The following is a 14,331-nucleotide window of genomic DNA, read 5'->3' as shown; positions in this document are numbered from 1 at the left end:
AAAGCTATCAAAGCTTTCGGTCCATCCAAATATATTCTGCTCCTGAGTGCCGCTATCTTAACCGCAAAACGTGAAGCCAATGGAGCCGAATAATGAGCACGCCAGAACATAACGATAATGCTGCAGCGTCCGGAAAATGTCCTTTTCATCATGGAGCGTCAGAAGAGAAGAGCGTGCTTGCACGCGGCGCCGGCAGCGGCACCTCGAACCGCGACTGGTGGCCTAATATGCTGCGGGTCGACCTGCTGAATCAGCACTCCAGCCGCTCTAATCCGCTGGATGAAAATTTCAGCTACCGCGAAGCGTTCAGCCAGCTTGACTACGCGGCACTAAAAGCGGATATCCGCGCGCTGCTGACCGATTCACAATCCTGGTGGCCCGCCGACTGGGGCAGTTACATTGGCCTGTTTATTCGTATGGCGTGGCACAGCGCCGGTACCTACCGCACCATTGATGGCCGCGGCGGCTCCGGACGCGGACAGCAGCGCTTTGCGCCGCTCAACGCCTGGCCCGATAACGTCAGCCTTGATAAAGCACGACGCCTGCTCTGGCCGGTAAAACAGAAGTATGGCCAGAAAATTTCCTGGGCCGATCTCTACATTCTGGCGGGTAACGTCTCCCTGGAGAACGCCGGGTTCCGTACCTTTGGTTTTGGTGCCGGTCGTGAGGATGTCTGGGAGCCGGATATGGATGTGGACTGGGGCCATGAAAAAGAGTGGCTGGCCCACCGTCATCCTGAGAGCCTCGCAAATGCCCCGCTGGGCGCCACCGAAATGGGCCTGATCTATGTGAACCCTGAGGGCCCGGAAGCGAGCGGCGATCCGCGTTCTGCAGCACCGGCGATCCGCGCCACCTTTGGCAACATGGGCATGAACGATGAAGAGATCGTCGCGCTTATCGCAGGCGGGCATACGCTGGGTAAAACGCACGGGGCGGCGGCCGCCAGCCACCTTGATGTCGATCCTGAAGCCTCGCCGATTGAAGCGCAGGGCTTTGGCTGGCACAACAGCTACGGCAGCGGCGCCGGCGCAGATGCCATCACCTCCGGTCTGGAAGTGGTCTGGACGCAGACGCCAACCCAGTGGAGCAACTACTTCTTTGAGAACCTGTTCAAATATGAGTGGGTGCAGACGCACAGCCCGGCGGGCGCGATTCAGTTTGAAGCGGTAGATGCAGAAGCGATCATCCCCGATCCGTTTGATCCGGAGAAAAAGCGCAAGCCCACCATGCTGGTGACCGATCTGACGCTGCGTTTCGATCCGGAGTTTGAGAAGATCTCGCGCCGCTTCCTGAACGATCCGCAGGCGTTTAATGAAGCGTTCGCCCGCGCCTGGTTCAAGCTGACTCACCGCGATATGGGACCCAAAGCGCGCTACCTCGGCCCGGAAGTGCCGAAGGAAGATCTGCTGTGGCAGGATCCGTTACCGCAGCCGGTGCATCAGCCTGGCGCTGATGATATTGCGCAGGCTAAAGCGCAGATCGCCGCGTCGGGCCTGAGCGTCAGCCAGCTGGTCTCCGTGGCCTGGGCATCCGCTTCAACGTTCCGTGGCGGCGATAAGCGCGGAGGGGCCAACGGTGCGCGTCTGGCGCTGGCACCGCAGAACGGCTGGGCGGTCAATGCCGGCGTGGTAAGCGATGTGCTGCCGGTCTTGCAGCAGATCCAGCAGGCGTCCGGCAAGCTCTCACTGGCGGATATCCTTGTGCTGGCGGGCAGCGTCGGTATTGAGCAGGCGGCAGCCGCCGCTGGCGTGGCGGTACAGGTGCCGTTTATGCCAGGCCGCGTGGATGCGCGTCAGGATCAGACCGATATTGAGTCGTTTAACGTGCTGCAGCCGCTGGCCGATGGCTTCCGCAACTATCGTCGCGTGCAGAGCGGTTCCTCAACGGAGACCCTGCTGCTGGATAAAGCGCAGCAGCTGACGCTGAGTGCGCCGGAGCTGACGGCGCTGCTGGGCGGCCTGCGCGTACTCGGCACCAACTATGACGGCAGTCAGCACGGCGTGTTTACCGATCGCCCGGGCGTGCTGAGCAACGACTTTTTTGTCAATCTGCTCGACATGCGCACCGCATGGCGCGCCACTGATGAACGCGCGGAGCTGTTTGAAGGACGCGATCGTGAAAGCGGTGCAGTGAAATATCACGCCACGCGCGCCGATCTGGTGTTCGGCTCTAACGCCATCCTGCGCGCGCTGGCGGAAGTGTACGCCAGCAGCGATGCGAAGCAGAAATTTGTCCATGACTTTGTGGCCGCCTGGACGAAAGTGATGAACCTGGACCGTTTCGATCTGGCGTAATTATCCTGCGCTGCATCGCGCCTGATACGCCCGTGTAAAAACAGAACCGGAAGCCACGCGCTTCCGGTTTTTTATGTGACGAAAAACAGCCTGTAGCGCAGATCAGGTATGCCCAACTGGCCAGGCAAGCCGGAAAATGGAATGCTGCTGTGACGTTACCACGCAGGTGGCATTGCCGCCGTGTGCCTGCATAATAGCCCGGACGACAGAGAGCCCCAGACCACATCCTTTTGGATTCGCCTCTCTGGCACTTATCCCGCGCTGAAATGGCTGAAACAGCAGTGGCTGAAATTCAGGTGGAATACCAGGGCCTTCATCCTGAACAAGAATGTAATTCTCTCTCTCTGTCATACCATTTTTTATCACCAGGGTGCGTGATGTGGAGTAGTGCAGCGCATTATCAAACAGCACGGTCAGGCACTGTGTCATGCGCAAAGCATCACAGACGCAGAGCTGTAGAGTGAGTTCAGTGATAACCGTAAAGCCTTTGTTTTCAAATTCCGGCGTAAATACGTCAATGGCATGTGTAATCAGCTGCTGCAAATCGGTTTCATGCGGATCCAGCAGGTAGCCAGCTCCGCCTGCAGAGCTGACCACGCGTAAATCTTCAATCAGTCTGTTTAAGCCTTCGGTTTGTCTGAGCAGCTTTTCAAACAGAAGCGGGTCGGGGCCAAAAACGCCCTCCACCAGCCCCTGTAAACGGCCGCGTAATATAGTAACCGGTGTCCTGAGTTCGTGTGCGATGGCCGCATTCCACAGATTTCTCTGCTCATCGAGCGTCTGCAGCTTCTCCGCCATTTCATTAAAATCTTTTACCAGGCTGTTGATCTCGCCCAGCATTGAGGTTGTGCAGAGCGCCCGGGCGCCTAAATCACCGGCAGATATCTTTTTCAGGCTGGAAGCAATCGTGTTCAGCGGAGTCAGTATGCGCGCAGAGAGCTTCACCGTAAAAAACAGAGAGATAACCAGACTGGAGAGCGTCATAACCAGAACCCATATCCAGTCCCACAGGTTCATAGACTCTTCTGCACCTGCTGTATTTTCGCCAGGAATATAGTCAGTGATAAAGGTATAAAACAGCCATGAGCCTGCAACTGATATAGTAACAATAATGAAAGTCAGCGACAGCATATAGGTGAGTATCTGGCGACTGAGCACAGGCTCCCGGCTCATTGACTTTCTCCCAAACGATAACCCATCCCTCTGATACTTTCCGGCACACCCATCAGACCGGCATGCTCAAGTTTTTTACGCAGTTTACTCATATGGCTATCTACCGTTCTGTCGAGTGTGTCTCCCTCAGGCAGACAGGCGTTGAGTAGCTCTTCACGGGAACAGACTTTACGTGGACTTTTTGCCAGATAGGTCAAAAGTTTAAACTCGGTTGTGGTGAGTACCGGCGTTATGACGCTCTCTCCGGTTTTAATTTCCAGATAAAAGTCGTCAGGATAAATAGTGATATGAGCTGTTCGTATTGGCCTGGCTGCCTCAGCTGGCACATTACGCGCGGCTCGTCTGAGGACAGCCTCAACCCGGGCAATGACTTCGGAAGGGTTGAAAGGTTTGATGACATAATCATCAGCCCCCAGTCTTAACCCCATCAGTTTATCGATATCCTGATCGAGAGCGGTGACCATAATAACCGGCACGTTGCTCTCTTTACGCAGCGTGGTCATGACGTTCCAGCCATCAAGCAGGGGAAGGTTGATATCCAGCAAAATCAGGTCGGGCTTTTTCAACCGGCTCAGACTGATGGCCTGCTCGCCATTGGCTGCCCGCAGGCTGCTCATGCCTGCTCGCTGCAAATAGCTCATTAATATATCTGCTATTTCATCATCATCTTCAGCAACAAGAATTAAAAAGCCGCTATTCATTTATTCTCCGAAAGAGCCAGGTAATGCTGGCTGGCCGGCGGGCAGAAGCAGGCAGAAGCAGGCAGCATAATCTTTTGCTCAAAAAGGTAACTGATATCTCATCAGGACAGGCTGGTTTAAAAAAAGTTTCATAAGGCTGACCCTATTTCTTTGCCGCTGCCTTATCTGCACGCGCCGGGGGATCTTAATGCTATCTCCACAAACCACAGATAAACACTCCATAGTGTAATGAGATAATGAAAAAAACAGGCATGCCTCTCTGGTTTTTCATTAATTGAGCGTAAAAGAGAACAGGATACCCGATGACAGGCGCTAACAGAGATACAGAAGAGATGAATGGCCTTCAGGATGTTTTTATCAAAAGATTGCGTGTGCTGGCACCTTTTATCTCAGTTTCATGGGGACTACTTTATCTCTGGCTTATACTGGCGCACGCCGCTGACGACCGGGTATCGCATACGCTTATGGCGTCACCATTGATCTATCTCTCTATTGTAGCAGCCGCTTTACTGCTGGTGATGCAGAAGAGGCCCGGTGCATTAAAAGAGATACTCATTATTGCATTCTGGCTGCTGATGATAATGCTGTGGCTGGTGTCATTTTTCTCCAGCATGCTGAATCTGCATCCGGGATTAAATGAATTACTATTTTATTATGAATGTTTTTTGATTTTATTTTTCTGCGGCTCTCCGCTCTATCTGATGATGAGAATAATTAATGCTATTTACTAGCCGTTATTTTAAGGTTTTTTGCTCCATAATCTATCCATAAACCTCACATACAGCCTAAACAATGGCGCTTTAAACTGCCTCCCTGTCTGGTTGTCACTGCGCAACAGGTTTGTTGCGGGCAGAAGCGTGCTGTAGTCAGTTGCTGAGTATGAGATAAATATAATGCCGCTATTTTTTATTCACCGCCCGGTTTTCGCCTGGGTTATTGCTCTGTTTATCGTTCTCAGTGGCGTTTTATCGATTCCGCATCTGCCGGTTGCTCAATATCCTGCTGTTGCGCCTCCCAGCCTGATCATTTCAGTGAGCTATCCGGGCGCAAACGCAGAGGTCATGAACACCTCGGTGGTGTCGCTAATAGAGCGCGAGATATCAGGCGTTGATCATCTGCTCTACTTTGAGTCATCCAGTGACACGACGGGCATGGCTTCCATTACGGTTACCTTTAAACCGGGTACTGATATCAAACTGGCGCAGATGGATCTGCAAAACCAGCTTAAAACGATTGAGCCACGGCTCCCGCAATCTGTCCGCCAGAATGGGATTAATGTTGAAGCGGCAAATGCCGGCTTTCTGATGATGGTGGGTCTGCAATCCCGAAACGGTGCGTTTCAGGAAGCGGATTTAAGTGATTACTTTGCCCGCAATATTGCGGACGAACTGCGGCGGGTACCGGGGGTCGGCAAAATTCAGCTGTTTGGCAGTGAAAAAGCGCTGCGCATCTGGCTGGATCCGGTACGGCTGCACGATTATAAACTTTCTGTCACGGAAGTGCTTACGGCAATCAGTCAGCAAAACGTCATTGTTTCGCCGGGTAGAACCGGCGACGAGCCAGCCATCGACGGGCAGGCGGTAACCTGGCCTATCACGGTAAGGGGCCAGCTTACGTCTGCGGAGGCGTTTGGTAATATTACCATCCGGTCCGATGCAACCGGCGCACGCCTCAGGCTTGCAGATGTGGCGCGCGTTGAATCCGGATTACAGAGCTATGCATTCGGCATACGCGATAATGGCTTGCCAGCCACGGCTGCCGCGATTCAGCTGGCACCCGGCGCTAACGCCATCAGCACTGCATCGGGCATTCATAACCGGCTTAAGTCGCTCACCGGCTCGCTGCCGGAGGGAATAAGCTTTACCGTGCCTTTTGACACCGCACCCTTTGTAAAACTCTCCATTATCAAAGTGGTGGAGACCTTTGCAGAAGCGATGGTGCTGGTATTTCTGGTTATGCTGCTCTTTCTGCATAAAATTCGCTGTACGCTTATTCCGGCTATTGTGGCACCGGTTGCGCTGCTGGGCACGTTAACCGTGATGCTGCTGTGCGGATATTCCATCAATATTCTGACAATGTTTGGCATGGTGCTGGCTATCGGCATTATTGTTGATGACGCCATTGTGGTAGTAGAAAACGTCGAGCGTCTGATGGCAGAAAAAAAGCTGTCACCCCGTGAAGCGACCCAGGAAGCGATGCGCGAGATCACGCCAGCGATCATTGGCATTACGCTGGTACTCACTGCCGTCTTCATTCCCATGGGCTTTGCCAGCGGATCAACCGGAATCATCTATCGTCAGTTCTGCATTTCGATGTCGGTGTCCATTCTGCTGTCAGCCTTTCTTGCGCTGACGCTGACGCCCGCATTGTGCGCTACTCTGCTCAGGCCGCACGATAGTCGCTTAAGCAGCGACCGGACATTTTCAGCCCGCTTTAACCGGCATTTCAGTGCGCTTACGGTTCACTATGAATCGGGCATCCGCGCACTTCTCAAACGAACCGGCAGGATGATGTTGATCTATCTGGCGCTCTGTATGGCACTGCTGGCCGGTTTAGCTACGTTGCCATCCTCGTTTTTGCCTGAAGAAGATCAGGGCTATTTCATGTCGTCTCTTCAGCTGCCTTCCGACGCCACGATGCAAAGGACACTTAACGTGGTTGAAAAATTTGAGCATGAAATAGCGCAACGGCCAGCCATTAAAAATAACATCATGATCCTGGGTTTTGGCTTTTCAGGCTCTGGTCCTAACACGGCGATGGCGTTTACGACGCTGAAAGCGTCAAAGGATCGTGGCGGCAGCAGCGCGCAGGCTGAAGCGAGTTATATCCAGCAGCAGATGGAAAGCGTGGCGGATGGCGTTACGATGAGTTTGCTGCCACCTGCCATTGCCGATCTGGGAACCTCTTCAGGCTTTACCTACTATGTGCAGGATCGGGGAGGGCGGGGCTATAAAGCGCTGAAACAGGCTACCGACGAACTGATACGGCGTGCAGGCCATCATCCTGCGCTGGCAGAAGCGTATATCGACGGTTTACCGGACGGCACCAGCCTGTCGCTGAAGATCGACCGGGAAAAGGCAGAGGCGCTGGGCGTTTCATTCGACGAGATAAACCAGACTCTCTCCGTTATCGCCGGGTCCAGTTACGTCAATGATTATGTTAACCAGGGGCGGGTACAGCAGGTTATCGTCCAGGCGGATGCAGCATACCGCATGCAGCCTGAGCAGCTGCTGCAGAGCTGGGTCAAAAACCGCAGCGGCCAGATGGTGGCACTATCCAGCTTTGCGTCGATCGGCTGGGGCGTTGCGCCGCAACAGCTGAATCGCTATCAGGGCTATCCCGCTATCCGTATTACCGGCAGCGCTGCGCCCGGCGTCTCCAGCGGCACCGCCATGCAGGTCATTGACCAGCTGGCGCAACATTTACCGGAGGGGTTTGCTGGCGAGTGGGCCGGCAGTTCGCTGCAGGAAAAGGCGTCTGCAAAACAGCTTCCGTTACTGATTGTGCTTTCCGTGTTGGTGGTATTTATGGTGCTGGCAGCGCTCTATGAAAGCTGGTCTGTGCCAGTGGCCGTTATGTTGGTTGTACCGCTCGGGCTGATAGGGGCTGTAATTGCGGTTGCCATGGCACAGATGACGAATGACGTATTCTTTAAAGTCGGACTGATTACCCTGATTGGGCTTTCGGCCAAAAATGCCATCCTGATTATAGAATTTGCCCGCCATTTACGGCAACAGGGTGAGACCCTGACGGTGGCGATTCTGACTGCGTCAAAACAGCGCCTGCGTCCGATTATAATGACCTCCCTGGCCTTTACGCTTGGCGTTGTTCCACTCATGCTTGCCAGTGGCGCAAGCGATAGTACACAGCATGCCATCGGCACAGGCGTATTTGGCGGTATGATCAGCGGTACGCTACTGACAATATTTTTTGTACCCGTATTTTTTACCATAGTGATGCGTTTTGTTAAGAAAAGGGCGGAGTAGCACAGTGGTATCTGCAGACAAGCTTCAGTAATCAATCGTTTTATCACATGGTAGCGCGAGGCATAATGAATATTATTACCACTTCAAGACTGATTATTCGTCGCTTTTGTCGGGACGATGGCACAGCATTATTCAGTTATCTTCATGAGCCGGCCACTCCCTGCTTTTATGATGAAAGAGTAGCGTCGCTGGCGGCTGCTTATCTGGAAGCGGAAAAACGATCGACAGATAAAAGTCAGTTTGCCGTATGCCTGCAAGAGAACAATCAGTTAATAGGCCATCTTTTTGCTGAGAACGGGAATGATGAACCTGACAGGCACACCTGGTCAGCGGGCTGGCATTTCTCTCCGGCATTTCACGGTCAGGGATATGCCCGTGAATCGGTGGCGGCACTGTTTGATTATCTTTTTAAGCAGCAATATGCCCGGCGGATTTATGCCTGGGTGGAAGATTATAATGTTCCTTCGCGCAATCTCTGCGTTCGCTTACATATGCGGCAGGAAGCGTGCTTTAAAGAGTTCGTCAGTTTCATCACTGAACATGGTGAGGCGCGTTATGACGATACGCTGGTGTATGCCATTCTGAAAAAAGAATGGGATGCGAAGCGAAATAAAAATAATGGCGATAATGCTTAGTGAAAGAGTGAACTTTTTTTATAGAGTAAAGACTAATATCTGTCATCAGAAATGATGCAATATATTCAAATAATAGATTCCATTCAAAGGGTGAATGCGCTATTTAGCGCTATTCGCCAGGGCAGCTTATGTCTGCTGTGTCATAATTAAAGAGAAAAGAGATGAAAAAAATACTGGTTACAGGGGCTACCGGCTTTTTGGGTGGTGCTATTGTTGCTGAGTTAATGATAAATGAGAACCCAGAGAGATTGCTTCTTCTTGCGCGAGGCGATGCAGAGAGTAGTGCCCTGGAACGGGTTAAGGAGAATTTAGCTAAGTTTGGCATCAGCCCCGCTCAGCTAAATACCATTTCAGCGCAACAAATCATAGAAGGCGATTTATCAAAGCCGGAAACTTTTATTGCAGATCTCAGGCTGAACGATGTGGAAAAGGTGATTAACTGTGCCGCTATCGCTTCCTTTGGTAATAATCCGTTAATCTGGAAAGTAAACGTTGAGGGCACGTTTCAGCTTGCCAGCCGCATGAGTAAAGTAAAGGGATTAAAACGCTTTATTCATGTGGGTACAGCAATGTCATGTACGCCTGAACCTGACAGCCATGTGACAGAAGCGATCGCGCCCACGCAAAGAAAAGATCATATTGTAGAGTATACCTGGAGCAAATCGACGGTAGAGCAGATGATAAAAGAGCACCTGCCGGGATTCCCGTTAATTATTGCACGCCCCTCTATTGTTGTAGGGCATACTGAGCATGGGTGTATTCCCTCCGCCAGCATTTTTTGGGTGTTTCGCATGGCGCTCAGACTGGGCAAGTTCATGTGCAACCTTGATGACAAAATCGATGTTATACCGGTAGATTACTGCGCCAAAACCATAGTCAGGCTGCTTCAGGCAGCTGAACTCGATCATCCGGTTTATCATATCTCCTCCGGTAGAGAGAGCAGCGTAACGTTTGCAGAGATTGATCGTGCTATGGCGCTGGCTTCAGGCTCCCGACCCGTCTCGGCCGATTATAAAAAAGTCGGCTATAAAGAGTTATCCCGGGAAAAGCATAATTTCAAAACGCTTTTTGGCGACTGTAATGAAAGGATCGTACTGAAATCTATGAGTCTGTATGGCGAGTTTTCAAAGTTAAACGTGACTTTTGATAATGAAAAAATCCTGAAGCTCGGCATGCCAGCCTCACCAAGATTTACCGATTATATTGCGGTCTGCCATAACTTAGTAAAAGAAAAATCACTTTCTGAATTGATGGCTGTCGATTTCAAATAACATGAATGCTTAATAGGGTAGTGCTATATTTAAGCACTACCCTGAATGCCGCTCGGGAACATTTACGCCTGAAGTTAACCCTTTTTCAGGGTATCTTTTTAACGGCAGTGCTGAGCTTATTAACCGCGGTTATGGTAGGTATAAGCTGCCTGACAACCCGGTTCCAGCGCGTCAGTGGCGTTGCGGTAACATAGACAATATCATAGGGCTGTAGTTTGAAATCACTGGCCAGTGCCATCGCTGCCGCATTTTTCAGGTTGATTTGATAAATATCAGCCAGTCTTTTTTCTGCTGGCGCCTTTAATTGCCTGATGACAAAAACGCCTGTGGCGTCAGCCGTAGTCTGATCTATTCCCCGCGCACTGCTGATAGCCTCTGTCAGCGTCATGCCGCTTCTGTCCATCAGTAATGTTTTTTGCGCGCCGGTTTCACCCATGACAAAAATTTTGCGGGAATCATTACGCGGAATGTAAAGAATATCGCCATGATGCAACAGCGCATTTTGTGTCAGGTCGCCCTTCTCTAACAGCAATTTAAGAGATATCGGATACTGCACGGCATCATGCGTCAGTGTGACATTTTCCCAGTCCGCCTCTTTCGTCAGGCCGCCTGCGGCATTGATGGCGTCAAGCACGGTCAGAGGAATATGAGTAATGGGCTGCTGGCCGGAGCGAACGACTTCACCACTCACATACGCTTTCCGGGAGCGAAAAGCGGCTATTTTCACATCAACCTGCGGGGATTCAATGTAGTGGTGAAGTCGTGCAGTTATCTCCGTCCTGACCTGTTCTGTGGTTTTATTAAGAACGTAGATGCTGCCCGTATAGGGAAAATAGAGGGTGCCGTTAGGTCGGACAGTGCTGCCGGTTTCCGTTGAGTCACGATACTGACCCGCCGGAGACGTAATTTCCGGATGATCCCAGACGGTAATACTCAGTACATCACCTACGCCGATGCGATAAGAATAATCGTCTTCCGGCAGCCGGAAAATATGTTTTGAACGGTTTTGCTGACCGGCTTCATTAAGCTGTTGCAGCATTACCGGACTTAACAGAGTGACCCTGACCAGCGCGTTAATGTCAGAGCGCTCGTGGTTATCGTTAACCAGCGTTTTATTGGCCAGCGGCAGGTCCTGACCTGGCTGCACGGTACAGCCACAAAGTATTAACGCAACACTGAGCGCTGAATGGCGAAATAGTCGCAATTTACTCTTCATTAATCCGGTCCATAAAAAAGTGCACAACAGCAAGGGTTTTCAGAAATTATCAGTAGCGGCCAGCTATCACGCTGCAAAGCGCTCTGCAGCGGACTGGCGATACAGATGGTGATAACTAGCTGGTATACCGAAGTAGTGCGGATTACTGATGCAGGATTTATGGAGGGAAAATGCAGGCCTGAAAAAGCAGCGTTGTTAACGCTGCTTTTTCGCCGGATAAACTAAATCCGATAAATAAAAATCAGCGGCTGATTGCCTGTTGTCAGCCGCAGTCGCTCAGCCCAGCGTCCACGTATCAGCATCGCGCCACGCCGGAAAGCGCTCGCGGTACGCCTGCAGCGCCTCCAGCGACAGCTCCGCATCCAGACGTGCCGGGGTGAACGGTTCAGCGGCTGCGAGGATCTCCCCCTGCGGTGAGATAATCTGGCTGTCGCCGCGGTAGCGGTGATGATTGCCGTCGCTGCCCACCCGGTTACAGCCGGCAACATACGCCTGATTTTCGATAGCGCGCGCCATCAGCAGCGCCTGCCAGTGATGCGCGCGCGGGGCCGGCCAGTTAGCCACATAGAGCGCCAGATCGTAATCGTTGCGGTTGCGGGAAAACACCGGAAAGCGCAGGTCGTAGCAAATCTGCGGCAGAATGCGCCAGCCGCGCCAGTAAACCAACTCCCGGCGTTCGCCCGGCAGATAGTGCTGATGCTCCTCCGCCATACGAAACAGATGGCGTTTGTCATACTGATGCAGCGTGCCGTCTGGCTCCACCAGCAGAAACCGGTTTACCGCACCCGCTTCTGTCTGAATGGCCGCGCTGCCGCCGATCAGCGCCTGGGTGGCCCGCGCGTGATGCTGCAGCCAGGCCACCACCTCCTGCTGCGGCAGCGAAGCCTGTGCCGCCTCCATGGCAAAGCCGGTCGTAAACATCTCCGGCAGCACAATCACATCGCGTCCGCTCAGATTTTCCAGCAGCCGATCAAAGTGACGCAGGTTAGCGGCGCCGTTCATCCAGCTCAGCGGCTGCTGCAGCAGAGTAATCTTCAAAGTTTGCACAGGCGCTCCGCGGCGGCGTCAAGCGTCCCCTCTTGTTTGGCAAAGCACAGGCGGATCAGCCGGTGCGGGAAAGGATCAGCGCAGAACACCGACAGCGGGATAGCAGCGACGCCCGCCTCTCCGGTCAGCCACTCGCAGAAGCTGACGTCGTCGAGATCGGAGATCGCGCTGTAGTCCAGCAGTAAAAAATAGGTGCCTTCGCAGGGTAATACCTGAAAGCGACTGGCTGCCAGCGCCTGCGTCAGACGATCGCGCCGCGCGCGGTAAAACTCAGGCAGCGTCCGGTAGTGTTCCGGCTGCTGACGCAGCATATCCGCCAGCGCCAGCTGGGCCGGAGTATTGACGGAAAAGGTCAGGTACTGATGTACCTTACGCAGCTCGGCGCTGATAGCGGGTGGCGCTATGGCGTAGCCCACTTTCCAGCCGGTCATATGATACGTCTTGCCAAATGAGGAGACGGTGACCGCGCGCTGGCGCAGTCCGGCATGCGCCAGCACGCTGGCGTGGCCTGCCGTGCTGAAACAGATATGCTCATACACTTCATCGCTCAGCACATAAATCTCCCGATCCGCAATCGCCTGCCACAGCGCCTCCAGATCGCTCTGCTGCCAGACGGTAGCGGAGGGATTGTGCGGCGTATTCAGGATCACCAGCCGGGTACGTGCGCTGAGCCGATCGCGAAACGCAGGCCAGGGGACGCGAAACTCAGGCGGCTGCAGGGCGATGCGCTGCATCACGCCGCCCGCCAGCGTTACCGCGGGCGCATAGCTGTCGTAGCTGGGGTCAAAGCAGATCACTTCGTCGCCGGGGCGCACCAGCGCGGTAATGGCAGCGTAGAGCGCTTCCGTCGCCCCGCTGGTCACGGTAATGTCGCTGCCAGCGTCGGGCCGGTAGCCATAAAGCCCGGCGGTTTTATCCGCGATGGCGTCGCGCAGTTCCGGCGTGCCGATCATCGGCGCATACTGATTGGCTCCCTGACTGACGTGATGCGCCAGCCGCGCCTGCAGCAGGGCGGGGCCGCTGAAATCGGGAAATCCCTGAGAAAGGTTGATGGCGCCATGCCGGGCGGCAAGCGCGCTCATCTGCGTAAAGATCGTGGTGCCGGTCGCGGGAAGCTTGCTGTCGGGAATAAGATCAAATGGCGTCATAGTAAGCTGGCCTTGCGCGTAAGCAGCGTGATAAGAAACCCTGTATTGCTGACACTATAATCAGGATGCTACTCTTTGGCAATCGAGACGCTTAGATGGCTAAATGCAGCTTTTACAGGAGCAGGTAATGGCACAACCTCATGACAACAGCGCCGCCGGCGAGGCGCTGGCGCAGACTTTGCTGGCGGCATCAACCGGGATAAATGACGGAGCGGCACGCCGGCTGGCGGAACAGCTGTTCAACTGGCAGCCCGCGCCGGTGCCGCTTACGCTGCAGGCGCTGGCGGCGGAGCTGCAGCAGGATGAGGCGCTGCAGCAAATCCTCGGCGTACTGCGCTGGCGTTTTCTTACCCGTCCTGAAACGCTGCTGCCTGAGCATGGCTGCGCGGCGCCTGTCGGTTTTGCCGTCAGCGGGGCGTTAAGCGATCTGCTGATCCACTACTGCGCTGCCCCCGGCCAGCTGCCGCTGCGCGAAGCCGCCGATGCGCGCGAGCAGCATCTGCAGGCGGTTCAGCAGCTGTGGCGCGGATTTTCCGCTGGCTTTCGCCGCCAGGTCGGCAGCGAAGCGCTCTTCAGCTGGCCCGGATGTGACCAGCTGCTGCTGCAGTCGGTCTGGCATGACGCTCTCGGCTACAGCGGTGCAGCGCTGATCCGGCGCAGCCTCAGCGCTATCACGCTGAGTGATTTTTCCGGTATTGATGATGAGGAGATGCGCAACGCCTGTCTGCACAGCGCGCTGGCGCTGGGGCGCACCCTGATGCTGGCCGCTGACCATATTGCGGATGAAGAGGCGCTGGTTGCCCGCATTCGCCAGGCCGCGTAGGCGCTGGCGCAGGCAAAAAAAACGCCTCCGTAAGGAA

Annotated in this window: 11 protein-coding genes; 6 read left to right on the top strand and 5 right to left on the bottom strand. The window is 53.8% G+C overall.

The annotated features are described in order from the left end of the window. Positions 1-92 precede the first annotated feature (92 nt). Entirely contained in the window at positions 93-2,294 is a 2,202-nt protein-coding gene (katG, locus tag B4056_RS00530; RefSeq protein WP_071668482.1) for a catalase/peroxidase HPI, read from the top strand. A gap of 102 nt (positions 2,295-2,396) precedes the next feature. Here the strand turns inward: katG and B4056_RS00525 are convergent, their stop codons facing one another. Next, complete coding sequence (locus B4056_RS00525; protein ID WP_288653450.1) at positions 2,397-3,467, bottom strand: ATP-binding protein; 1,071 nt, start codon at positions 3,465-3,467, stop codon at positions 2,397-2,399. Then, a complete protein-coding gene (locus B4056_RS00520; protein ID WP_094112067.1) occupies positions 3,464-4,168 on the bottom strand; it encodes a response regulator in 705 nt (234 codons plus the stop codon). The genes B4056_RS00525 and B4056_RS00520 overlap by 4 nt, the downstream gene beginning before the upstream one ends. A 302-nt stretch (positions 4,169-4,470) precedes the next feature. Here B4056_RS00520 and B4056_RS00515 point away from each other — a divergent pair, with 302 nt between their 5' ends. From B4056_RS00515 to B4056_RS00500, 4 genes are all read left to right on the top strand, one after another. Further along, a complete protein-coding gene (locus tag B4056_RS00515; protein WP_094112066.1) occupies positions 4,471-4,899 on the top strand; it encodes a hypothetical protein in 429 nt (142 codons plus the stop codon). 162 nt (positions 4,900-5,061) lie between these two features. Then, complete coding sequence (locus tag B4056_RS00510) at positions 5,062-8,154, top strand: multidrug efflux RND transporter permease subunit (protein WP_113655823.1); 3,093 nt, start codon at positions 5,062-5,064, stop codon at positions 8,152-8,154. A gap of 65 nt (positions 8,155-8,219) precedes the next feature. Further along, positions 8,220-8,789, top strand: coding sequence for a GNAT family N-acetyltransferase (locus B4056_RS00505; RefSeq protein WP_094111380.1), 570 nt, complete (start codon positions 8,220-8,222; stop codon positions 8,787-8,789). Between the two features lie 161 nt (positions 8,790-8,950). Next, entirely contained in the window at positions 8,951-10,060 is a 1,110-nt protein-coding gene (locus B4056_RS00500; RefSeq protein ID WP_288653448.1) for an SDR family oxidoreductase, read from the top strand. 85 nt (positions 10,061-10,145) lie between these two features. Here the strand turns inward: B4056_RS00500 and B4056_RS00495 are convergent, their stop codons facing one another. From B4056_RS00495 to B4056_RS00485, 3 genes are all read right to left on the bottom strand, one after another. Next, entirely contained in the window at positions 10,146-11,276 is a 1,131-nt protein-coding gene (locus tag B4056_RS00495) for a polysaccharide export protein (protein WP_094111382.1), read from the bottom strand. A 276-nt stretch (positions 11,277-11,552) separates the two neighbouring features. Continuing rightward, positions 11,553-12,323 (bottom strand): amidohydrolase, encoded by a 771-nt coding sequence (locus tag B4056_RS00490; RefSeq protein WP_094111383.1) that lies wholly within the window; start codon positions 12,321-12,323, stop codon positions 11,553-11,555. Continuing rightward, positions 12,311-13,471 (bottom strand): pyridoxal phosphate-dependent aminotransferase, encoded by a 1,161-nt coding sequence (locus B4056_RS00485; RefSeq protein ID WP_288653445.1) that lies wholly within the window; start codon positions 13,469-13,471, stop codon positions 12,311-12,313. Before B4056_RS00485 ends, B4056_RS00490 begins: the two co-directional genes overlap by 13 nt. A 127-nt stretch (positions 13,472-13,598) precedes the next feature. Between B4056_RS00485 and B4056_RS00480 the strand changes: the two genes are divergently transcribed. After that, positions 13,599-14,294, top strand: coding sequence for a hypothetical protein (locus tag B4056_RS00480; RefSeq protein ID WP_094111385.1), 696 nt, complete (start codon positions 13,599-13,601; stop codon positions 14,292-14,294). Positions 14,295-14,331: the final 37 nt, after the last annotated feature.

It is taken from the genome of Pantoea sp. UBA7232 (assembly GCF_002473195.1).
Lineage (GTDB): Bacteria > Pseudomonadota > Gammaproteobacteria > Enterobacterales > Enterobacteriaceae > Pantoea > Pantoea eucrina.
This window is presented reverse-complemented; position numbering and strand designations above follow the sequence as displayed.

Coding starts and splice junctions, on each gene's coding strand:
- katG (WP_071668482.1), top strand. CDS start 93: ATGAGCACGCCAGAACATAACGATAATGCTGCAGCGTCCGGAAAATGT.
- B4056_RS00525 (WP_288653450.1), bottom strand. CDS start 3,467: ATGAGCCGGGAGCCTGTGCTCAGTCGCCAGATACTCACCTATATGCTG.
- B4056_RS00520 (WP_094112067.1), bottom strand. CDS start 4,168: ATGAATAGCGGCTTTTTAATTCTTGTTGCTGAAGATGATGATGAAATA.
- B4056_RS00515 (WP_094112066.1), top strand. CDS start 4,471: ATGACAGGCGCTAACAGAGATACAGAAGAGATGAATGGCCTTCAGGAT.
- B4056_RS00510 (WP_113655823.1), top strand. CDS start 5,062: ATGCCGCTATTTTTTATTCACCGCCCGGTTTTCGCCTGGGTTATTGCT.
- B4056_RS00505 (WP_094111380.1), top strand. CDS start 8,220: ATGAATATTATTACCACTTCAAGACTGATTATTCGTCGCTTTTGTCGG.
- B4056_RS00500 (WP_288653448.1), top strand. CDS start 8,951: ATGAAAAAAATACTGGTTACAGGGGCTACCGGCTTTTTGGGTGGTGCT.
- B4056_RS00495 (WP_094111382.1), bottom strand. CDS start 11,276: ATGAAGAGTAAATTGCGACTATTTCGCCATTCAGCGCTCAGTGTTGCG.
- B4056_RS00485 (WP_288653445.1), bottom strand. CDS start 13,471: ATGACGCCATTTGATCTTATTCCCGACAGCAAGCTTCCCGCGACCGGC.
- B4056_RS00480 (WP_094111385.1), top strand. CDS start 13,599: ATGGCACAACCTCATGACAACAGCGCCGCCGGCGAGGCGCTGGCGCAG.